General features: G+C 49.4%; 21 protein-coding genes. 7 read left to right on the top strand and 14 right to left on the bottom strand.

Annotated elements, in window-relative coordinates; all coding sequences use genetic code 11:
• Positions 1-375: 375 nt before the first annotated feature.
• The 6 genes from CLV60_RS14780 to rplU all read right to left on the bottom strand — a co-directional run bounded on the left by CLV60_RS14780 (position 376) and on the right by rplU (position 5,524).
• The gene (locus tag CLV60_RS14780) at positions 376-1,440 is read right to left on the bottom strand and encodes a LacI family DNA-binding transcriptional regulator (protein ID WP_106596135.1); all 1,065 of its coding nucleotides are present in this window, start codon (positions 1,438-1,440) and stop codon (positions 376-378) included.
• A gap of 423 nt (positions 1,441-1,863) precedes the next feature.
• Complete coding sequence (locus CLV60_RS14775) at positions 1,864-2,916, bottom strand: ferredoxin--NADP reductase (protein ID WP_106596134.1); 1,053 nt, start codon at positions 2,914-2,916, stop codon at positions 1,864-1,866.
• Between the two features lie 4 nt (positions 2,917-2,920).
• Positions 2,921-4,033 carry a hypothetical protein gene (locus tag CLV60_RS14770; RefSeq protein WP_106596133.1) on the bottom strand — a complete coding sequence of 371 codons (1,113 nt, stop codon included), beginning with the start codon at positions 4,031-4,033 and terminating at the stop codon, positions 2,921-2,923.
• An 80-nt stretch (positions 4,034-4,113) separates the two neighbouring features.
• A complete protein-coding gene (locus CLV60_RS14765) occupies positions 4,114-4,710 on the bottom strand; it encodes a NifU family protein (protein WP_106596132.1) in 597 nt (198 codons plus the stop codon).
• A 162-nt stretch (positions 4,711-4,872) separates the two neighbouring features.
• Positions 4,873-5,151, bottom strand: a complete 279-nt coding sequence (gene rpmA / locus CLV60_RS14760) for a 50S ribosomal protein L27 (RefSeq protein ID WP_015814325.1) — start codon at positions 5,149-5,151, stop codon at positions 4,873-4,875.
• A gap of 61 nt (positions 5,152-5,212) precedes the next feature.
• Positions 5,213-5,524, bottom strand: a complete 312-nt coding sequence (gene rplU / locus CLV60_RS14755; RefSeq protein ID WP_015814326.1) for a 50S ribosomal protein L21 — start codon at positions 5,522-5,524, stop codon at positions 5,213-5,215.
• A 347-nt stretch (positions 5,525-5,871) separates the two neighbouring features.
• On the opposite strand from rplU, the gene CLV60_RS14750 reads away from it, so the two are divergent.
• The 6 genes from CLV60_RS14750 to CLV60_RS14725 all read left to right on the top strand — a co-directional run bounded on the left by CLV60_RS14750 (position 5,872) and on the right by CLV60_RS14725 (position 10,166).
• On the top strand, positions 5,872-6,498 hold the full coding sequence (locus tag CLV60_RS14750) for a thioredoxin family protein (RefSeq protein WP_106596131.1): 627 nt from the start codon (positions 5,872-5,874) through the stop codon (positions 6,496-6,498).
• A gap of 15 nt (positions 6,499-6,513) precedes the next feature.
• Positions 6,514-7,425 carry an SMP-30/gluconolactonase/LRE family protein gene (locus tag CLV60_RS14745; protein WP_106596130.1) on the top strand — a complete coding sequence of 304 codons (912 nt, stop codon included), beginning with the start codon at positions 6,514-6,516 and terminating at the stop codon, positions 7,423-7,425.
• Between the two features lie 111 nt (positions 7,426-7,536).
• The gene (locus tag CLV60_RS14740) at positions 7,537-8,217 is read left to right on the top strand and encodes a DUF1361 domain-containing protein (protein ID WP_106596129.1); all 681 of its coding nucleotides are present in this window, start codon (positions 7,537-7,539) and stop codon (positions 8,215-8,217) included.
• The gene (locus CLV60_RS14735) at positions 8,192-8,578 is read left to right on the top strand and encodes a diacylglycerol kinase family protein (RefSeq protein WP_106596128.1); all 387 of its coding nucleotides are present in this window, start codon (positions 8,192-8,194) and stop codon (positions 8,576-8,578) included. Before CLV60_RS14740 ends, CLV60_RS14735 begins: the two co-directional genes overlap by 26 nt.
• 57 nt (positions 8,579-8,635) lie before the next feature.
• Positions 8,636-9,763, top strand: a complete 1,128-nt coding sequence (locus tag CLV60_RS34910) for a hypothetical protein (RefSeq protein WP_106596127.1) — start codon at positions 8,636-8,638, stop codon at positions 9,761-9,763.
• Positions 9,764-9,869: 106 nt separating this feature from the next.
• A complete protein-coding gene (locus tag CLV60_RS14725; protein ID WP_106596126.1) occupies positions 9,870-10,166 on the top strand; it encodes a winged helix-turn-helix domain-containing protein in 297 nt (98 codons plus the stop codon).
• A gap of 88 nt (positions 10,167-10,254) precedes the next feature.
• Here CLV60_RS14725 and CLV60_RS14720 read toward each other — a convergent pair whose 3' ends face one another.
• Positions 10,255-10,767: a DUF2911 domain-containing protein gene (locus CLV60_RS14720; RefSeq protein ID WP_106596125.1), complete on the bottom strand. Its 513-nt coding sequence runs from the start codon at positions 10,765-10,767 to the stop codon at positions 10,255-10,257.
• A gap of 184 nt (positions 10,768-10,951) precedes the next feature.
• On the opposite strand from CLV60_RS14720, the gene recG reads away from it, so the two are divergent.
• Positions 10,952-13,072, top strand: coding sequence for an ATP-dependent DNA helicase RecG (gene recG / locus CLV60_RS14715; protein WP_106596124.1), 2,121 nt, complete (start codon positions 10,952-10,954; stop codon positions 13,070-13,072).
• Here recG and CLV60_RS14710 read toward each other — a convergent pair whose 3' ends face one another.
• From CLV60_RS14710 to CLV60_RS14680, 7 genes are all read right to left on the bottom strand, one after another.
• Positions 13,073-14,416 (bottom strand): FGGY-family carbohydrate kinase, encoded by a 1,344-nt coding sequence (locus CLV60_RS14710; protein ID WP_106596123.1) that lies wholly within the window; start codon positions 14,414-14,416, stop codon positions 13,073-13,075.
• A gap of 127 nt (positions 14,417-14,543) precedes the next feature.
• A complete protein-coding gene (locus CLV60_RS14705) occupies positions 14,544-15,239 on the bottom strand; it encodes a GDSL-type esterase/lipase family protein (RefSeq protein WP_106596122.1) in 696 nt (231 codons plus the stop codon).
• 78 nt (positions 15,240-15,317) lie between these two features.
• On the bottom strand, positions 15,318-15,995 hold the full coding sequence (locus CLV60_RS14700; protein ID WP_106596121.1) for an outer membrane beta-barrel protein: 678 nt from the start codon (positions 15,993-15,995) through the stop codon (positions 15,318-15,320).
• 5 nt (positions 15,996-16,000) lie between these two features.
• Positions 16,001-16,663 carry a hypothetical protein gene (locus tag CLV60_RS14695; RefSeq protein WP_106596120.1) on the bottom strand — a complete coding sequence of 221 codons (663 nt, stop codon included), beginning with the start codon at positions 16,661-16,663 and terminating at the stop codon, positions 16,001-16,003.
• 148 nt (positions 16,664-16,811) lie between these two features.
• Positions 16,812-18,125 carry a TolC family protein gene (locus CLV60_RS14690; RefSeq protein WP_106596119.1) on the bottom strand — a complete coding sequence of 438 codons (1,314 nt, stop codon included), beginning with the start codon at positions 18,123-18,125 and terminating at the stop codon, positions 16,812-16,814.
• Positions 18,126-18,145: 20 nt separating this feature from the next.
• The gene (locus CLV60_RS14685) at positions 18,146-18,808 is read right to left on the bottom strand and encodes an ABC transporter ATP-binding protein (protein WP_106596118.1); all 663 of its coding nucleotides are present in this window, start codon (positions 18,806-18,808) and stop codon (positions 18,146-18,148) included.
• 234 nt (positions 18,809-19,042) lie between these two features.
• Positions 19,043-21,451 carry an ABC transporter permease gene (locus CLV60_RS14680; RefSeq protein ID WP_106596117.1) on the bottom strand — a complete coding sequence of 803 codons (2,409 nt, stop codon included), beginning with the start codon at positions 21,449-21,451 and terminating at the stop codon, positions 19,043-19,045.
• Positions 21,452-21,453 lie beyond the last annotated feature (2 nt).

Below are 21,453 nucleotides of genomic sequence, written 5' to 3'. Positions count from 1 at the left end.
TATGGTATTTCGCACCGTGAGGAGAGAGGTCAGGTATTGTCAATTGTTGTAGATAGGAAGTCAGAGATTGTACATTTGTATAACGTAAGATAATGCAGAGGATAAATCGCGTAGCGATGAAACATAGGTAGCAATCGAAGCGAATGATGTATTTTGAGAAATGCCGTCAGGCATGTAACAACAATGAGCTGTTGTTGCATGCCTGACGGCATTTCTGACATAATCCATCGGGTTACGTTTCCTACCGGTGTTACATGCCTGACGGCATTTGCCTCCCGATCAATTTAATAACTGAATGCACCTCACAACCTTTGATCTGGCCCGTCAATACATGACAATACCTGACCACATCTGACAATCCAGCACGTCGTCGCATTACTGCGGATCGAGATAGTAATCCAGATTCTCCTTGGTAATAATATCGAGCGGCAGGAATTTGATCGCCGGGATCTCCTTTTTGAAAATCAAATGGTTGGCCAGCTGGTGAATGCCCCAGTAACCTTGTCCTAATGGATTCTGGTTAATCAGGAAATCGATAATGCCTTTGTTGAGGTATTGCTGGTTACGGCCGATGAGGTCATAACCGATCAGTTTGATATCCTTCAATGCATTCTTTTCAAGATAAGCCGCTACTTCAAATGCTTTTGAGTTGGTGACGTATATCGCACTTAGGTCGGGATATTGCTTACGGAGTTCATCCAGCTGCTTATCGGGCCCTTCCTCGTCCGGGAAGTTGATTTCGTTACTGATCACCTTGAACGTATCTTCAAGTTGCTCACTTTTGAAAAAATCGCGGAAGCCTTCTTCCTTGGTAATCAAATGCGCCGAGTTGGAGATGTCCTCATTCACGTGCGCCACCAGTACAGTACCCGGTGAATGCAGCCCGAAACGCAGGATTTTCGCAGCCAGCGAGCCACTCCGGTACGAATCCTGACCAATATAGCAGAGCGGGTTCACATGCTCGATCTGCGTGTTGAAAAGCACGTAAGGAATGCCCATTTCCGCCCACTCTTTGAAGAACGGTAGTGCTTCTTTGTAAAATATCGGTGCGATAAGCAGGCCGTCGGGATGTTCGCGGCCAACTTCCTTCGCTTTGGCGATAAAAGAAGTGTCGGAATGGGAATTGAAAATAAACTTGGTAATACGTACCCCGTATTGCCGGAGTTCCTTTTCGGCCTTTTCAAGACCGTTGTGTGGTGCTTCCCAGTAGGAGTCGAGGTTGGGGTCGGGGATAAGGGCTGCCAGGTTGAAAGCCCGCTGCGATTTCAGCGATTGGGCAATCAGGTTCGGCTCGTAATTCAATTCTTTGATGATGGCCAGGATGCGCTCCCGGACATCGTCGGCCACTCTGCCGCGGTTGTGCAACACGCGGTCCACGGTGCCTTTGGAGGTTTGTGCCCTTTCCGCAATATCTTTGATTCTGACAATTTTCTTTTTCACACTCGACTATTATTCAGGGATTTTTCGGTTCCGTTCAGCAAATCTAACAAGTAATTATGAAGATGGGTTAAATAGCGTGTTTCTAGTGAAAGGCAACTATGCTGAACAAAATTTTTCAAATTTTTTTTATAATAAATTTGAGATTATTGGCGCTGCACATTAGTTTTACCTGACTAAAAACCACTATTGGTGACCCCATGCGTGCACGAGCCCAATGTACTTTTTTTAATGCGTGCTCGAACACTTTTTTAAATTTTGCTAGGAAAAACCAATTTGGCAAGTAATTTTGTAAATAAGATAAGAAAGAAAATTTTATTCTTTAATATTCCTAACACTTAACCTTTTCAGGAATTCATTCATTGAAATTCCTCTAATCCTAAACCTAAATGAAGCGTACGGCATCGTCTGTACGCTTCTTTGTTTTTATTCCTGCCTGAATTCGATCGCCACATCGTCGCTGTCGACATAGGACGAACAGGTTAATATCCAGCCTTCTGCGAGATCCCGATCCGTGAGGACTTCATTCACGCTCATATGTACCTTCCCGCTCGTACAAACGGCCGCGCATGAGGCGCAGCGCCCGCCTTTGCAGCTGTATGGAAGCGATATTCCTTCGGCTAATGCAGCATCCAGCACGGTCGAGTGCGCAGGAACGAGCAAGTCGTACATCGAACCGCGGAAATCGAGCATAATGCGATGCGGATACGAAACGGGTGGCGGAGGAGGCGGGGAGGGGATCACGAAGTTCTCCTTGCGGATCTGCTCGCTCCGGAAACCCATGAAATGCAGCGTAATGCCCGCAGAACGCATCAGTTCAAACGGCCCGCAAATAAAAAAGCGGGCGTCTTCTCGCTGAAAGCGAATGGATTTATTTACAAGCTGTTCGAGCCGGGTGTTGTTAATGCGCCCCTGGATGCCGGTCCAGTCCTCGGTGGGCTGGCTGTGAATGTGAATCACATTCATTCGTTCGGGAAAGCGTTGCTGCCATTCGATAATGTTATTCCAAAAAAGCGTATTGCGCACATTCCTGCTCGCGTAAATCAGCGTTACCTGGCTCTCGGGATCCTGAGTAAGTGTTTGTTTTAAAAGGGAGAAAAGCGGGGTAATGCCGCTTCCTGCGCCGATCAGTATGATGTCGCGGGCACCTGTGTCTTCTTTTTCCAGTACAAACCTTCCAGACGGCGCCAGCACGTTGAATGTATCACCGGTTTTGACCGTATCGATCCAGAACCGTGAAATCTCGCCGTTGGGCACTCTTTTGACGGTTATGGCAGGAAATGCGTCCACGCCCGGCGCCGAACTCATCGAATAGGAGCGACGTACCTCGTGGCCGTGCATATCAATGAGAAAGGTCAGGAATTGACCTGCCTTGTAGTTTAGCGGGCTACCGTCGGATGTTTCGAAAACGAAGGTTTTGGCGTCGTCGGTTTCGCGGATAACCTCGCGTAGCTTCAATGATATGGTGTGGTCTGCCATTTGCCTAAGTGGGGTTGGATAACGGTAAAGCGCCATTGGGCTGCTGCTGGTTCCAAAGCGCCTGGTATTCTGCCAGTAGCGTCCAGCAATGGGCCTCGCACGTCCAATGCATGTGCACTAGCGGGTTAACCGACAGCCTGTAAAGCACCGGGTTTTCATAGGCAGTCAGCAGGCCGGCTATAAAAAAGTAAAAGCCTTTGAAATCCGTGGCAGAAAAATCCTCGACAGGGATGCGCTCTGTGGCGCGGCCGAGCCGGATAAGTGACGTAGCAAGCAGAACCCGATCCATGCGGTTGCGGGTGTTTTTCAGAAGGTTTTCGGTGTCGTTCGCCAACTGTTCCCAAACGGGAACCAATGCAGCCGGTTTGAATGCTACCATGAGCCTTGAAACGTGGTAAATGATCAGTGGGGTGCGCGGGTACTGGTGGGCGCATCGAAATGATGCATCGATATACCGGCGTGTTTCAATGACCGAGCGGATGTATTCAAAGCTTGCTTCGTCGTGTGCATTCAGCGGGAGTTGGTAATGCAAAATGCAGTAAAGCATATTGCTCAACACACTCACATCGAATTCCACATACATATTCTTGCCAAACCAGGTGGAATAGGCCCTCAATGACTTGTATTCAGGATAAGTATTTCTGATCCAGAGTTTAGTACCATTGGCGTGGAGCGTCAGTTTTTCTTTTAACCAAAGCAATTCCTCTTGTGAAGGATCTGTGGTTAAATAGGCGAATGCGGTGTCATCAATATCGTCGGGAATGCGGAAATGCTCGAAACGGCGAAACCAGCGGCCATTCGGGAAATGACGCGAGGGCTTTGTTTTCCAAAAATTATAGGTTTTTAAACCGTCTTTGTTCTGAAAATCGGGGTAATTGGCGATGACCTGCCTGCGGATCCCATCGATTTGTGCCTGACTTTCGGTACTGCAATATCTGCGAATGGATTGCAGCGTGAAGGTGATGATCGCCGAGAAGAACATCGTCGTGTCGGGCCGCCGGTAGCCTATCATGGAGTTGGACCGCTGTGCCGGGAAAATGCCCTTGGGGAACAATGCATTACCGGTCGATTGTAATGCCTCAATGCGGTCGATAAACTTTTCCAGCGGTGGCTTCATGCGCCGAAACTAACAAAACACATTATAAAAAGAAACCCTGCCGGGGCGCGACAGGGTTTCCAATATATATGTATGAGGCATTAAACGCCTTCCGCTACTACTTCTTTCACGTCGGGGACCATGCGGGTGAGCAGGTTTTCAATACCGGCCTTCAAAGTCAATGTTGACGACGGGCAGCCGCTGCAAGAACCTTGCAAAAGTACTTTCACCACTCCCGAGCCTTCGTCGAAGGAGTGGAAGTTGATCGCGCCGCCGTCCGATTCAACTGCCGGACGTACATATTGATCCAATGCAGCCTTAATTTTCTGTACCGTGTCGGAATCCCGCGCATCGACGATCAGCGTGTTGCTATCGATCGTTTTTTGCTCGAATACCGGATGGTTTTCTTCGAAATAGATCTTGATGAACTGCTTCGTATCGCGCAGCACTTCTTCCCAGGCAATGTCGTCGCCCTTGGTAATGGTAATGAAGTTGCTCGCGATGAACACACGCTTCACGTGCGGGAACTGGAACAGGTCGGCAGCAAGCGGTGACGATTTCCCCTCTTCAAGCGCTGCTTCCAGCGAAGGGTAATCAAACGAAAGCCCGTCGGGTACCAGCTCGAAATTCAGGACGAACTTCATCGAGTTGGGGTTAGGGCTCAATTCGGTATATACAAAAATAGGTCGTGACAACATTGGGATGGTCGATATTGATAGGGTAAAACAACTTTCCGGTTTAGAGAACACCGAATGCAGCCTTTTGGTTTGGCGGCGGGTGTATTAGCCAATAAAAAACCCGTCAAACTAGTGCCTGACGGGTTCTTTTAGCTTCTTGGGGAAGTACTAACGGTGCCTTGATTACGCTTCCGCAGCAGCTTCAACAGCGATCGGCTCGATGTGAACGTAAGATCTGTTTTCACGGGTCTTACGGAACACTACGTTACCATCAACCAATGCGAACAATGTGTGGTCGCGGCCGATGCCTACGTTCTTACCTGGGTTGTGCTTGGTTCCACGCTGACGAACCAGGATGTTACCTGCTTTTGCCAACTGGCCACCGAATAATTTTACGCCAAGACGTTTACTTTCCGATTCACGTCCGTTTTTCGAGCTACCTACACCTTTCTTATGTGCCATGATATCTTATACTTAAATTGTAGTTTCCTGTTTTGAACTGTTTCAGGCTTCCGCCCAATGATTAGGCAACGATTTCGTCGATGCTGATTTTGGTCAGATACTGACGGTGACCGTTTTTCACACGGTATCCTTTGCGGCGTTTCTTTTTGAAAACGATCACTTTCTCACCTTTCAGGTGTTCGAGAACAGTTGCTTTTACAGAAGCACCTGCTACTGTCGGAAGACCTACCTGTACTGTGCCTCCGTTATCAACGAGAAGGACTTTGTCAAATACAAGTGCAGCGTTCACGTCACCTTCAAGCCTATGCGTGAAGATTTCGCGACCCTTTTCAACTTTAAATTGCTGACCTGCGATTTCTACGATTGCGTACATGTTAATAATTATATTAAACTGGATTCAAAATTTGAGGTGCAAAGATAAAAAGAGAGTGACAGAATTACAACGTATTAAGCGGAATATTCCAGTTTTTTTAATATCTCGCAGGAACCGGGCCGGTATTCAGGGTAAGGCGCTATTCGGTTGTCATCAGTAGGCTTGCCTGTGTTTGAATTATAAATGGCCGATGTAGTTAAAAATGTGCAAAAAGTTACCTTTATATGTTTCGGAACAACTCCCGCGTTTAGACATGGAGCATGGAAGATTGCCTTAACAAAATTTAACAGGTCGCGCTTTTACTTTTACCTATTATTGGGGTCTTAGAGACAGTAGATTTAGAAAACATGAAGATAAAAGTTAGTCGGTGGGTTTTGATGGTCCTGTTTCTTGCATCGTTCGGGCACTTCGCTCGCGCGCAAGGCCAGGGTGGGTACCAGGTGGGTGATGCCGTATCGAATTTCCGTTTGAAGAATACCGATGGAAGTATGGTGTCGCTTTCGGATTTTGCCAACTCCAAAGGCGTGATCGTGGTCTTTACCAGCAACCATTGTCCGTTTGCGAAGGCTTATGAGGACCGCATTATTGCTCTTAATAACAAATTCGCGGGGCAGGGGTATCCGGTTATCGCCATTAACCCCAGCGATCCCGGCACGCATCAGGACGATACTTTCGAAAAAATGAAGGAGCGTTCTACGGCCAAGCATTACGGTTATCCTTATCTTGTCGATGATATGCAGCAGGTGGCCCGCAAATTCGGGGCGGGTCGTACGCCACAGGCATTTGTGCTGCAAAAAAGCGGTGCACAGTTTTCGGTGCGGTATATGGGTATGATCGACGATAACCCGCAGGATGCCGCCGGCGTAACGAAACTCTACGTGGACGAGGCAGTGACGAACCTCGTGGGCGGGAAACCCGTGGTAACCACCATTACAAAGCCGGTGGGCTGCGCCATCAAGTGGAAAAATCAGTGATTAAGATATTACCCCATGACCAGAATTTTAGCAATCCTCCTCACCGTGGCGCTGTTGTCGCCGGGAATCAGTCTGGCTCAGACTAAAAGTAAAAAATTCTCCAACGAAGGGGAGTTTACTGCCAACTGCGAAGGTCCTGCGGTGGATGAGGACGGCAACGTCTACGCCGTGAACTTTGCGCGGGACGGCACGATCGCGCAGCTCAGCAAGAAAGGTAATGCGAGCTTTTTCGTGACTTTGCCGAAAGGCAGCACCGGTAACGGAATTCGGTTTGTGAATAAAAATACGTTCTACGTAGCCGATTTCACGGGGCACAATATCCTGAAAGTGGATATGATCACCAAGGATGTATCCGTATTCGCGAACGAGCCGAAAATGAACCAGCCGAATGATCTCGCCGTAACCGCTTCCGGCCACGTTTTCGCCTCCGACCCCAACTGGAAAGACGGAACGGGGCAAATCTGGCACATAACACCCGAAGGAAAAGTGAATCTTGCCTTTGGTAATATGGGAACCACCAACGGCATCGACGTAAGCCCCGACGAGAAGAAACTGTACGTCAATGAAAGCGTGCAGCGGAATGTGTGGGTGTTCGACCTGGCGGCAGATGGTACATTATCCAACAAAAAACTGTTACATCATTTCGAAGACGGCGGCATGGACGGGATGCGCTGCGATGTGCACGGCAACCTCTACATCACCCGTCATGGTAAAGGAGAAGTAGCAGTGGTCTCCCCCGAAGGAAAAGTAATTCATACCATTCACACAATCGGAAAGAAGGTTTCGAACATCTGTTTCGGGGGCAAGAATGGCAAAACCTGCTACATTACCTTGCAGGACCGCGGCTGCCTGGAAACCTTTAAAGCCAAAACTGCTGGCCGTGAATGGGCGATGATGAAAGCTTTCGCTGCCAACAACAAAAAGTAACCGTTTAATCAAAGTAACCTTTCCTGGATTTAATCAGACTCTTTTGCTTGGAGTTATAAACTGTTTTACATTAACTTTGTATTTCAAAGTACTTTAAAAAAAACTTGAACGATGCTGAGAAACCTGGTCAACTATCTGGAGGGCAATTTGAAAGTAGCGCTCCTTGCATTTGTTTCCGCCGCTGCGATGGCGTTATTGACTGTCAGGATTACCCTGCAAAACTGGGATTTTGTGTTCCTTGCCTGGAACCTCTTTCTGGCGTGGATACCACTGCTTTTCATTAAATGGGTGTGGGAAATGGAGAAGCGCAAGTCGGCGCCGTTTGGTATTCTGATGATCTATCTGGCGGTTTGGCTGCTGTTTTTTCCTAATGCACCTTACATTATTACGGATTTGAAGCATCTCCGTTTTGTGCCTGAAAACATGCTGTGGTACGATGCGCTGATGATCTTCACATTCTCGCTGGCGGGTTTTATGACCGGCCTTTACAGCATCCGCATCGTTCACCGCATTATCGCACACCGCTGGAATGAGCGCCTGGCATGGTTTGCAATTTTCAATTCAATGATTTTGAGCGGCTTCGGGATCTTTCTGGGGCGTTATGGCCGCTGGAACAGCTGGGATATCGTCACGCAGCCGGGCGCGCTCGCGAAGGGGATCTACCATAGTTTAAAGGATCCGCTGGCGATCAAACATACTATTACGTTTTCGTTCGTGCTCATGTTGTTGTACTTTGCGTTCCATATTTTTGCCGAACTGAAACAACATGAACGGACCCATCGATATTCTTAAAGCCGTCCGAAGCTTCCGTTACGCAGGCGCTGGGATTTACAGCCTGTTCCGCTACGAAAACAATGCCCGCATTCATTTGATCGCCTGCGTGGTGGTAGCCATTGCAGGCGTGTTTTTTAACATATCAGCCACCGAATGGTGCATTATAGTGATCCAGATCGCGCTCGTGTGGGCGGCGGAAGCATTCAATACGGCAATCGAAAAACTGGCCGATCTCGTGTCGGCCGACTACCATCCGGTCATTAAAGTGGTGAAAGATACGGCGGCCGCCGGCGTGTTGCTGCTGGCGATTTCGGCGGTCATTGTCGGAGGAATTGTATTTATTCCAAAAATCCTGCTGCTATTTCAATACCACGCCTGACCAAACTTGACTATTTCTGACAATCACTGACCGTTATTTTTACATTTTGATACGCTTATGAACCCGAATCAGGATTCTTTGCATACTTTGAACGAGATCCGCGACCTGATGGAGCGCTCGTCCAAGTTTCTATCCCTCAGTGGTTTGAGCGGGGTTTTTGCCGGTATCTTCGCGCTCATCGGCGCCGGAGCAGCCTATATTCGCTTTAAAACCGACTGGCTGACCGATATTTTGGCCCCGTTGGGTACATACCAGGGGCATTCGCGCCAGGATGTGATCGATTTTTTGTTTATCGACGGCCTTTGCGTGCTTGTATCGTCGCTTGCGGTGGGGATCATTCTTACAGTACGGAGAGGGCGTAAAAAGGGTCTCACCGTTTGGAACGGCAGTTCAAAGCGGTTGCTGATCGCAATGCTGATCCCGCTGGCAACAGGTGGTATATTCTCTCTGGCGATGCTGCATTACGGGTTCATCTGGCTGGTCTTTCCGGTAACACTGCTATTTTACGGTCTGGCACTCGTAAATGCCAGCCGGTTTACTTACCCGGAAGTATTTTACATGGGTGTTTCCGAAATCGGCATAGGTTGCATCGCATTATTCCTGACGGGCTATTCGCTGATATTCTGGGCAATAGGCTTTGGTGTTTTACACATTGTTTATGGCCTTACTATGTATAACCGGTACGAAAGGGAAAAGTTGCCAGGTGGCCAGGTACCCGGAGGGAAATCGGGCCTTGCAGTGGTGCTGTTAATACTGGCCTCGGGCTCGTTTTGTTCGGCGCAAGTACGGATGCCTTCGGACAGCACTGCTTCAAAAGCGCGAAAATGGTATGACAAGGAGACTATTTATTTGAGAAATGGGAATAGTTTTGTCAAAAACAATGTCGTTTATGCCGGACAAAAGGCTTTGCGGAATGAATTTATGGTTTCGCCGGAAGGCCTCGGCCTCTATTTGAAATCGAGAAGAACGCGTAGCATCGGGCTGGTTATTTCGCTGGCCGGGTCGGCGGGTTCGGTGATATCGCTGCTCTCGGGCAACCGCGATAATTTAAAGACCTTTTTCTGGATATCGGTCGGAACGGGCCTCGTGGGCTCCGGATTTACGATGGCCGCCAACAATCAACGTGACCAGGCAGTTTGGATCCGTAACAGGGATGCCATGCTGTTTTTGGAAGCCAATCAATAAATGCCGGTCCGGCGACCCGGCGGTCCGGCGACCCGGAAACCGTTAGAGAACAATCGGCCGTCAGCGGTCGACGGTCAGCCGTCGTACCCAGTAACAGGAACTTGTAATGGAGTGGTTAGAAAAGTTTAACAAGGTATTTGAAAGCAAGATCAGGCTTGGGCTTATGTCCGTGCTCGTGGTCAACGATTCCCTGAGTTTTAATGAACTGAAAGAACTGTTACAGCTCACCGACGGTAACCTCGCCTCGCATTTAAAGGCATTGGAAGAAATCAAATACATCGAATTCCAGAAGCAATTCAACGGCCGTAAACCGCTTACTACCTACAAAGCTACCGAGGACGGGCATCGGGCATTTACCGAGCATTTGCAGGTGTTGGAGAATATGATCAAGCAGAATTTATAATTTAGGAGGAAAGGGAGCAGGGAGGAAGGAAAAAAGGAACGGGGTGCCACCAAAAGTGACACCCCGTTCCTTTTATTACAATCTGATTTTAAAACTTCACAGGCACCGAGAAACCCACCTTATCCCATTGGAAATCCAAAGCAGTGTCTTTCACATGGAAAGTCAGCTTTTCTTCGGAAGCAGGATAGTTTTTGTTAGGAACTTTTACTTCGAGTACGTTTTTAGATTTGTGCTTTTCGTAGTCGTAAGCGCCCCATTGGCCGAGCTGGCTATTCAGGATCAGCGTCCATTCTTTTTCGTTAGGAACGGCTACCAATGTATAAGTTCCGGCTTTAACGGCCTTGCCGGCGAAGGTAGCGTCTTTTTTGAAAGTGATCTCGGTCGCCTCGTCAGCTCCGATGCGCCATGGCTTGCCATACGGTTCGAGACTGCCGCTTCCGGCTTTGCCGAATAATACACGGCCCTTTTTGGATGGCTGGCCGTATTTGATGCTCATATTGGTTCCGTCTGTGGTAACGTGCGGGCTTGCCTTCTTTTCTTGCGCGGAGGCCCAGGTGAATGCGATCAGGGTGAGGAAAAGCGACAACAAAGTGGTTTTCATAAGTCGTGTAAATTTTGGTAAATGATTGGTGGTCTAAGAAATACGAAGCAGCAAGTAAGGCATTCGGAAGTTGCGAATCAAGCGGCTTGTAGCCAAAACCGGTAGATTAGCTACTCCATTAACAGAGATTAACAATTGCAGCGCCTAAACCGTGTTTTTTATGATTTCGGTTTATATTTGAATAATGACTTCTGAAACAAACCCATCTGTTAGAACCCGTTTTTTCGACACCAAGATCGAATTCCTGAAAGGCGTTGGGCCGCAAAAGGCCGCATTGCTGAACCAGGAGCTGAATATCTTTACCTTCGGAGACCTTATTCAGCATTACCCATTCCGGCACGAGGACCGTAGTGTCTTTCATAAACTCAGTGAATTGAACGAGCAAATGCCGGCGGCTCAGGTAAAAGGGCGGCTGCGTGACTTTACGGTTATCGGAGAGGGAAGTAAGAAGCGATTGGTGGGTACATTTCAGGACGGGACTGGATATATGGAACTCGTCTGGTTTCAGAGTATTTCATGGTATGAAAAGTGGCTGAGGCCTGGCGGGGAATATATAGTCTATGGTAACCCTGTGCTTTTCGGAGGAAAATGGAGCATTACCCATCCTGAAATAGAGGTATTGACACAGGAAAACGCGACGGCCGGCTACTGGCAACCCATCTATCCGCTCACCGAAAAGCTCCGCAAGAAATTTCTCGATAGCAAGGCGCTCAGTAAGATGATGCGGAGCCTGCTCGAAATCGCGCATACACATATACGCGAGACGCTGCCGGCGCCACTCGTCGATAAATACAGGCTGGTTTCCAAGGCGCAGGCACTCTGGCATTTCCATTTGCCGCAGGACGCCCGGACGCTGCACCAGGCACAGCGGCGGTTGAAATTCGAAGAGTTGTTCTACAATCAGTTCAGGCTGATCAAGAATAAGCTCCTGCATAAGACGCAGTACCCGGGATTGATTTTTGATAAAACAATGCTGGTAAAGGAGTTTTACGAACAGCATTTGCCTTTCAAGCTTACGGGCGCGCAGATACGCGTGCTGCATGAGATCCACGAAGACCTTAAAACCGGCAAGCAGATGAACCGCCTGCTGCAAGGCGATGTGGGTTCGGGGAAGACGATCGTGGCATTTATCACGATGCTTTTTGCATTGGATAACGACGCGCAGGCCTGCCTCATGGCGCCTACCGAAATCCTCACTGACCAGCATTACCAGGGCCTGAAAAAGTTTGCGGACCTCCTTGGCGTCAACATTGCCAAATTGACGGGCTCCACCAAGAAAAAGGAGCGGGACGTGATCCACCGCGAATTGCTGAATGGTACCCTGCATATTATTGTCGGTACGCACGCATTGATCGAAGATGCGGTACAGTTCAAAAACCTTGGCCTTTGCATTATCGATGAGCAGCATCGCTTCGGCGTTGCCCAGCGTGCCAAACTTTGGGCCAAAAACTCGCGCATTAACCCGCATATGCTCGTGATGACGGCCACGCCCATCCCGCGCACACTTGCGATGACGTTGTACGGCGATTTGGATATTTCGGCCATTAACGAACTACCGGCCGGTAGGAAGCCCATCAAAACGGTGCACAGGTTCGATAAGCACCGCTTGTCGGTGTTCGGGTTTTTGAAAGAAGAAATTGCCAAGGGGCGGCAGGTATATATGGTGTATCCGCTGATTGAAGAATCCGAAAAAATGGATTTGAAAGATCTGATGGATGGCTACGAAAGCGTTGCGCGGGCTTTTCCCGGTGTGCCGCTGAGCATCGTGCATGGTAAAATGCGCTCGCAGGATAAGGATTTTGAAATGGGCCGCTTCGTGCGCGGCGAGACGAAGATCATGGTCGCGACGACGGTGATCGAAGTCGGCGTGAATGTGCCGAATGCATCCGTAATGGTGATCGAGAATGCGGAGCGGTTTGGGCTGTCGCAGTTGCATCAGCTGCGGGGCAGGGTAGGACGCGGCGCGGAGCAGTCTTATTGTATTCTAATGACGGATTACAAGCTCAGCAAGGACACGAAGCTGCGCATTGATACTATGTGCAATACCAACGACGGTTTCGAAATAGCCGAAGTGGATTTGCAGCTGCGCGGGCCCGGCGACATTTCCGGTACGCAACAAAGTGGTCTGGTGGATTTACTGGTGGCCAATCTGGCCCAGGACGGGGAGATATTGAAGGCAGCGCGGGCGTCCGCGGAAGAAATTCTTACTGCCGATCCCGATCTGCTCCAGCCGGTTCACCACCCCATACGCAACCATCTTGAAAATCTGCGCAAGGAAGAAACCAACTGGAGCCGGATCAGCTGATCAAGGTTTTATTTCACGGATTTCGTTGGCAAACTCATACGTCTGCGGGCGCGTCACGTGCAATGCAGCACCGAGCGAAGTCGCGTATGGCAGATCCGATACGTACACTTTGTGGTTAGGATAGCGCCGCGCGAGTAGCCTTGTAAATATTTCGTTCCGGGCAAATCCGCCGTCGACATAAATGGCGTGTACATCATTGATATTTACGAGATCCAGCGATACGTAAAGCAGTTCGCAAAGACCTTTGATCAAATGATGATATGCGGCTTCTGCCGAAGCAAATGCGCTGACCTGCCATTCCTGGGTGTTGGGTTCAGGGAACGGGCCGTTGCCGGTCATACAAGCCGAGTAAAACTTCGGCGTGTCCTGTTGCAGGATGGCTTCATCAAATGCAACTTTTTTGTAAAAATCAGGCGCCACCTTAAAGTACTCTACAATGCGCGCCACCTGGTAATCGTGCTCACGACCCATAAACAATCGCGAAGCCGTAACGCCGCTACCCTCGGGCGTGAGGTAGTTCATGCAGTCGCGTTCGAGCTGGTAGGAAGTCAGCGGCTTTGACGCGAATGAGTTGAAGTTGATACACCAGGTGCCCGTCGAAAGCAGTACAAATGGCTTTTTAACGGCCATTCGGTAAGGTATCAGCGCCGACGAACTGTCGTGCAAGCCGAAACCCGATTGAATGCCTTTGTCGCCATGGCGGTAAATGAACGAAGACGAAGCGAGTACCGGCGCAAGTTTCTTGTGAATAGCCTCCTGCTTCACCCATTCATGATAGTCCCACATTTCGAAGCTCCACAACGCGGTATGGCAGCCCAGCGAGGTGTAATCGCTCACTTTGCGGCCTGTCAGCAGATACAGGATATATTGCGGCAAATGTAACGTCGTAGCGATCTGACTGTAAATCTCCGGTTTGGTATGTTTGAGCCAATACAGCTGCATCCCCGAGTTGAGCATACCCATCGCCGGCGAGCCGGTTTGAAGCGAAATGCGGGTAGGGTCGCCGTAGGTGCTGTAAAACTGCTTTAATAGATCTTCCGGGAATGGTTTTAGGTAAGAATACAACGGTGTAAGCGGGCGGTTGGCAGCGTCGAGGTGCACGAGGCTGGCCCCATAGCCGGCCACATTCACGGCCTTGATGTCAAATTCCGGATTGGCCAAAAGCTCGGCCCAGCGGTCCTGCACCCATTTGGTCAACAATTCACAATCTTCGGTAGGGAAGCCGTCTTCGTCAACTGTTTCTGGGAGGGATTCTGAAAACTCATGAACGATATCATACTTCTCGTTGAAAAGTACATACTTCTTATTGGTCCTGCCAATATCAAAAACCGCTGTTACTTTCATTACTGGAATATCACTTTTTTACCCGGAAATGTATTTTTTCGGTCAATATAGTGACTTTACGTTAAAACCAATACCCTTATCTGTTCTTTTAAAATCTTTGTAAAAAACCGTAAAGTGCAGGATACTTTCAGACTGATTTTTCCAGTATCGGGCGGAACACTTTCGTCCATCTTTTGTAACCTTCCTCATTCATATGCAGGCTGTCGCTCACGAAGATAGCGCCATCCGGCCGTCCGTTTTTGAGCATGACCGGCCACACATCAATGTAGTGGTGATTCCTGTCTTTTTTAATGTAATCCTGAATAAGCTTATTCGCTTTGATCACATCCTCACGCTTCGCCCAGCGGGATGGGGATGGTTTCAGAGATACGCCATACAATTGCACATCGGGCTGCTTCTCACGAATCTTTTTCACGAGCGTCACATACGCATCGCGCACCTGCTCGGGCGACTTCGGTTTTTTGCCGAACATATCATTCTCGCAATAGATCACGACGGTCTTCGGCTTGTATTTGGTGATCGTGCGATCGGTGTAATAGATCACCTCCGGCAAAGTCGAGCCTCCGAAGCCGCGGTTAATGATCGGCAGCGGTGCCAAATCCTTGTAGGCATTCGGCCATTTGGTAAATGAAGAGCTGCCTGTGAAAACTATCCCGCCGGGCGCAGGCATATTTTCAGCATCCTTTTTCTCGAATTCCTTGATGGCATTCTCCGAACGGGTTATCTCGTAGTCGGGTTCCCACGGGCCGGCAAGGTTGGAAGTTTGTGGTTTATGGCAAGCGCTGAATGCAGCGAAGAGGACTAGCAGAAAGTGTTTTTTCATTATAAATAAAAAATGGATATGGCCTTAAAAGCCATATCCACGGGGATTTTAATGATAAACGTAAGGATATTTGGAATATTAGTCCTTAAAAAAATAGCGAAGACCGATGCCCACCGACGGGAAATTGAACGACGGCGAGAGCTGATATCTCAATCCGGAATTGTCATAACTGGTCGCAGTTGTCCGGCCTTTGGACTTACCGAATGAGTAAGTAGCATAGACAGGATTGGAAAATGCCAGCGAGGCCGTCAACCACCACCGGTCGTTCAGCGCATAATAGGCCCCTGCACTCAGGTCCAGAGATGCGGATATTTCATTGGACTTTTGTTCGAAAAGTTCTTGGCCGTCGCTCTGAAACTGTTTGATATAGTTGTACCTCACGGATATGCCGGGCCCGCCGAACACCCCGAATTTGTCGCTGAAATGTTTGTAGAAACTCCACCGGTAACCCGTTCCGATACCAAAACCGTCGATCCCCTTAAGCGTAGTAGTATCCGTGCCGAGATTGAAGTTCTTTTTGGATCCATTCATATTGCTGAATATCGACCATTCTCCTGCGCGGGTAGCTGTTTTGAACTTGCCCAGCCCGATACTTACGCCATAGGCATAGCCATTTGTACTTTTGCCCGTTTCTGGTTTATAGGTGTCGAAGTTGGTTGAAACGGCGCCGGAAATGAACCGTTTGCCTTCGAGTTGAGCGAATGCGATTGTTGCCGAGCAAAAAATCAGAAGGAATGTATAGTAAATGATTTTCATGGCTTTTAGTTTGATTTTTGAAGATACCAGGCTGCGCGTACTCCGAAATAATTACCGATGCCGGATGTAATGCCAGCCTTGAAATTGAAATTTTTAGAACTGTTGAAGTCGGTGTAGGCCAGGCGCAGCGAAAGCAATTGCAGATCCGACTCGATCGCAAACCGGGGAGAAACCCAATATACGATTCCCGGGTGAGCGCTGACACCTGCGGCGAAACCGTTGTCCTTTTTTGTGATACCAGAATCTTCTTTTTTCGTCCACATATATGCGCCGTCGACACCGCTTTGGAGGAAGAGTGCCCACTTGCTATTGATCGGCTTGTAGTGCCGGATGAATGGCGACAGGCCGACGGACGAATAGTTATCGATGTATTTGTAATCTGAGGTCGATTTGGAAGTGATCTTCCTCCATGCGAAATAAGAGTTCACCTCAAAGCCGAACATCCGGTTGTCCCTGATCATCCATCCGGTTTGAACGGACGGCGAAATGTTGTGCATGTTGTTGCTCCCTTTGGTTTGGTGGGCGCTTGAAAGCCCTTTGCTTTTCATCGCGCTGCCGTCTGCACTGATCGTCGCTCCGAAGTGCGCCGTCCCTTTCTGCAATTGCGCCTCCGCTCTTCCTGCCAGAAACAGCATCCCCGGCAGTAACAATAGAAAAAGTTTTTTCATGGTCCATAAAATTAGTTTGCACCTAATTTACAAACCATAATGTAACCACCTAATCATTTAGGTTTATTTAACAAAAAGAGGCAGCCAATGCGCCTGGCTGCCTCTAAGAATTACCGATACCAAATTTAACCTAACAGTCTTTCATATTTTAAAATACCCCCTGCCAGTCGCCCTGACGGTAGTATTGTAATAGTCTTTGTTGCATCAGGTAATCATATTTTGCCTGAATAGCGATGCCCTGGGCCTGTGCGAGCTTCGCTTTGGAAAGGGTGTATTCGAAAATGCTCGATACCCCCGCATTGAACTTGCTTTCCACCACCGCGAATGCCGCTCCGAGTGATTCTACCTGACCTTCGGCCGCAGCATGTTTGTCGGCCATGGCGTTCAGGTTCAGCACCGCAGTTTCGATGGCCTGACGGAGCTGCTGGTTGGTAATGTCCAGTGTATTTTGAGCCTGACGCTCCTGCACTTTGGCCAACTCTACACGCGGCCGGGTTACCCAGCGGCCCATGATCGGGATGTTCAGGCCAAGGGTGATGGAGCCATTTCGCGTTGCATTCAGCTGATTGAAATAGTCGAGGTTCCTGTTGGTCGAAGCGTAGAACGCCCTGACATTGGTGTTAAGGTCGAGCGAAGGATAGTTGGATGCCTGGATCGACTTGACAAGATATTTATAGCTCTGCCGGTTCAGCTCCGCGCTGCGGATCTCCGGGAAAGATTTCGTGGCATTGTCAAACAGCTCTGTTGCGTTGGCGGCAGAGGGCGTGACGTTTTCTTTGGGCAGTAGTGGCTCGAAATCGACATTGTCATCGGGCGTGATATTCATCCGCTGAAATAACGCAAGGCGTGCCGTACGATAATTGCTAAGTGCATTTACCTGCAAGTACTTATCGTTCGAGAGTTGCGCCTTGATTTCCGCAAGCAGGTTGTTTCCGGCGGTTCCGGCGTCTACCTGTTTCTGCACCTTATCCACCTGCTGCTGCGACGACGCCACCTGTTGGTCGGCCGCTTCGAGCAATGCTTTGGTCGCAAGCACATTCACATATCCCTGCATGAGCAGAATGGTTTGTGCATTCAATACGGCGGTCCGGTTCTCCATGGCCGACTCTTTGAGCAACGTTCCCTGGCGCGCCTGGTTTTGCAGCTTGCCGAATTGAAAAACGGGCATTTGAAAACCGGTGCTCACCGAGTTATAGGTATAAAGCTGATCTATATACGTATTGGTGTACTGGTCGATACTCCGCCCAAGGTTAAGGCTTTGATTGGCCGAAATGTAAATCTGAGGGAGGATCTGAGACTTTGTCTGCCGCAGCTGCGCCTGCGCCGCTTCCGCCTGCAATGTGCCTTGCTGGTAAATGAGGTTGTTTTTGGCCAGCAGTTCCACGCAATCGGCGAGGCTCAGCTTCGATTGTGCCTGCCCGAGCAATGGCAGGAGGCAGAAAAGAAAAATAAAACGTTTCATGGCTAATAGATTGAGTTAGGTCACGCCAGCCATCCGTCCTTCAACCGTACGATCCGGTTGCCGTAACCCGCATTTAATTCCGAGTGGGTTACCTGAACGATGGTGACTTTGTCTTCCTGGTTAAGTTTTTGAAATAATTCCATGATCTCGATCGCCTGTTCCGAGTGCAGGTTGCCGGTCGGCTCATCGGCGAAAATCACTTTCGGGTTGTGTACGATCGCGCGGGCAACACCCACGAGCTGCTGCTGGCCGCCCGAAAGCTGGTGCGGGAACAGGTCTTTCTTTGCTACCATATTGAAGCGGTCGAGCAATTCCGCCACGCGGCTCTTGCGCTCCGACGACGACGTGCCTTTGTACAAAAGCGGCGTCTCGATGTTTTCATAAACCGTCAGTTCGTCGATCAGGTGATAGGCCTGGAACACAAAACCGATGTGGTGGCGGTGCAATTCGGTACGCTTCTTTTCGGAGAGCTTCTGAACCGGCTCGTCGAGGAAGAGGTATTCCCCTTCGGACGGCTCTTCAAGCAAGGCCAATATATGTAACAGGGTGGATTTGCCGGAACCGGAAGGTCCCATAATTGACACAAACTCACCTTCTTTAATGTTCAAATCAATGTGGCGCAACACGTATGTTTTGCCAAAACCTGCAGGGTAATATTTGGATATCTTTTCTAACTGGATCATAAAAATTGGGAGTTTGAGATTTGGTATGTAATTACGGACAACCTGTTTTAAAAACAAATGCTTACATCCGCGTCTCTTATGCCAGTCCTATTTTAAAAAGCCTTGCCAGAAGTGTAAGTAATTGATTTTCATATTGTTTTAAAATAAACGTCATAGGTGTGCGTCCGATACCGTACAAAATGTGTACGCAATCGGACGCGTTCCGGACACGGGGATTCGGGTGCTAAATGCAGGCTATTCGGCCCTTAAAACCTTCACCGGATTCACCGCGGCGGCTCTTAAAGCCTGGGTGAATACCGTAAACAATGCCAATGCGAGTGCCACAGCTCCGGGGCAGGCGTATACCCACCACGGCAGGCCGGCATGGTACGCAAACTGACCGAGCCACGATAGCATCAGGTAGTGGCCGGCGAGGGATGCAATAAGTATGGCGATGAAAATGATGCGGATAAAGTTTCCGGAAAAGGCCAGGGCAATATCATAATCCGTCGCGCCCAGCACTATGCGTATGCCCGTCTCGCGCCGGCGTTGTGCGATAGCGAGATGCGCGAGGCCAAATAGCCCCAGGCTGCAAATAATGATAGCCACAATCGTAGCGACCGTGATGATCTGTTGCCAGCGAAGCTCCGTCGCGTAGGCGCGGGCGTTGGCGTCGTGCAGGAAGTTATATTCAAAAACGGCGTCGGGCAAAACCTTTTTAAACGTCGTTTCAAGCTTGCTAATAGCATATTGTTCGCGGTTTTGGGCAATTTTGATCCACAACTCCCCACCTCCGTAATGGGTACTCATGGGCATGATCATGGGCCCGATGCGTTCTTTGAGGGAATTGAAATGGAAGTCGCCGACGACGCCTAGAATGGTCAGGCCCTGCTTGCCAAAATGGTCGTCGGGAATCAATGTTTTACCGATCGGGTTAGCGAGCCCCGCTTTTTTGACGAATGCTTCATTTACCAAAACACCGAATTTCTCGTCCGAGGAAAAGGCGCGGGAGAAGTTACGGCCTTGACGCAGTTTCATTTCCAGCATCGGGAGATAATCAGTATCTACCGTACGCACATTTGCAAGGAATTTTTGCCCCTTCACCACTACATCACCGTTACCAAATTCGCCCGCAAGCGAAATCGCCCCGAACGCGGGATCGCCCGAGAGCTCGTTCTGAAAGCGGGTATGCACCTGATGAACATCCCGCACACCCTGAATGGTGATTGTGACGATCTGATCCGGGTTATAACCCAGGCTTTTGGACCTGATAAAATGCATTTGCCTGTAAAATACCACGCTACCGATACCCAGCAACACAGCCATCGCAAACTGGAAGACCATCAGCACATTTCCGGCCGGATTCCTGCCTGCAAGCCGGACTTTGGAATAGAGCGTTTCAACCGGGGTTAGCCTGGAAATCAGCCACGCCGGGTAGAGCGCGGCGCATGCGATGTTTGCCACGAAAATAAATGCCAGCCAGCCCATCAGTTCCGGGCTCCATAGCTGATTCAGTAAGATTTGCTTTTGAGACAGGTAATTGAATGCCGGTAACAGCAATGCCACAAGCAAGCATGCAAAAAACATCGAAATAGCTACCAGAATCGCCGATTCGCCGAGAAACTGCATGACGATCGCCCCGCTGCCGCTGCCCGTGGCCTTCCGTATCCCGACTTCCTTCGCACGCTTCATTGAGGAAGCAATGTGAATATTGATAAAGTTAATGCTGGCCATCAATAGAATAAACCCGGCCATACCAATGAAAATGTATGAGTAGATGGGTCTGCTCGTGTTCACAATGCCGGATTCGCCGTTTTGGTTGGGAATGGCCTGCGTATTCAGATGAATGTCGGTCATTTTTTGCAGACCATAAGTGATGGGGGAGGCTTCGGGATGATCTTTCCGCTGGGTTTGGGATAATACGGTAGCAATGCGGTTAAATTTCCGGATTACCTGGCCTGGCTGAGCATCCGGGCGGAGCACGACAAACGTTCCCAGATAGGCATTCAACCAGCTGTTGTCGTCGAACGACACCTTCATAAACTCGAAAGGAAAAAGGATGTCGAACTGAACGGAGGAATTGGCAGGTGGGTCCTCTGCTACACCGGTAATGACCAGCGGTTTCCCGATCCGCATCGCCGAAGGGTCGGCGTCCATTTGCAGCAATTCCCCCAGTACATCGGTGCGGTTAAAGAGTTTCATCGCCGTACGCCTGGTAATCACCACCGAATTGACCTCTTGCAATGCATTACTACCGTTTCCACGTAATAGCGGGAAGGTGAATACATCGAAAAACGATGTGTCCGCAAATAGTAGCTGCAATTTGAATGCATTGTGCCCGTGCCGCACGTCGCCGTAAATGTCCCCGCCCATTACACGTACATAATGCATGATCTCGGGCATGCGTGCCTGAAATGCCGGCCCCTGTACCTGACCGGTACCGCCGGACGAAATGAGTTCACCGCGCTCGCGGTAGGAGCTGGTAATGCGGTAGAGATGGGCATTCTGTTGATGAAAGCCGTCGAAACTGCGTTCGTCGCTCATGTAGATCACAGCAAAAAGCATACATGCGGTGCCAACTGTCAGACCGATGACGTTGATCACCGCATACAGCCGTCCCTGCCAGAGCTGACGCGCTGCTATTTTCAGAAATGTTTTGAACATGG

Origin of the sequence: Dyadobacter jiangsuensis, assembly GCF_003014695.1 — a bacterium.
Taxonomy (GTDB): Bacteria; Bacteroidota; Bacteroidia; order Cytophagales; family Spirosomataceae; genus Dyadobacter; species Dyadobacter jiangsuensis.
Note: the sequence above shows the minus strand (reverse complement) of the source record. Positions and strands in the feature narration are given on the sequence as shown.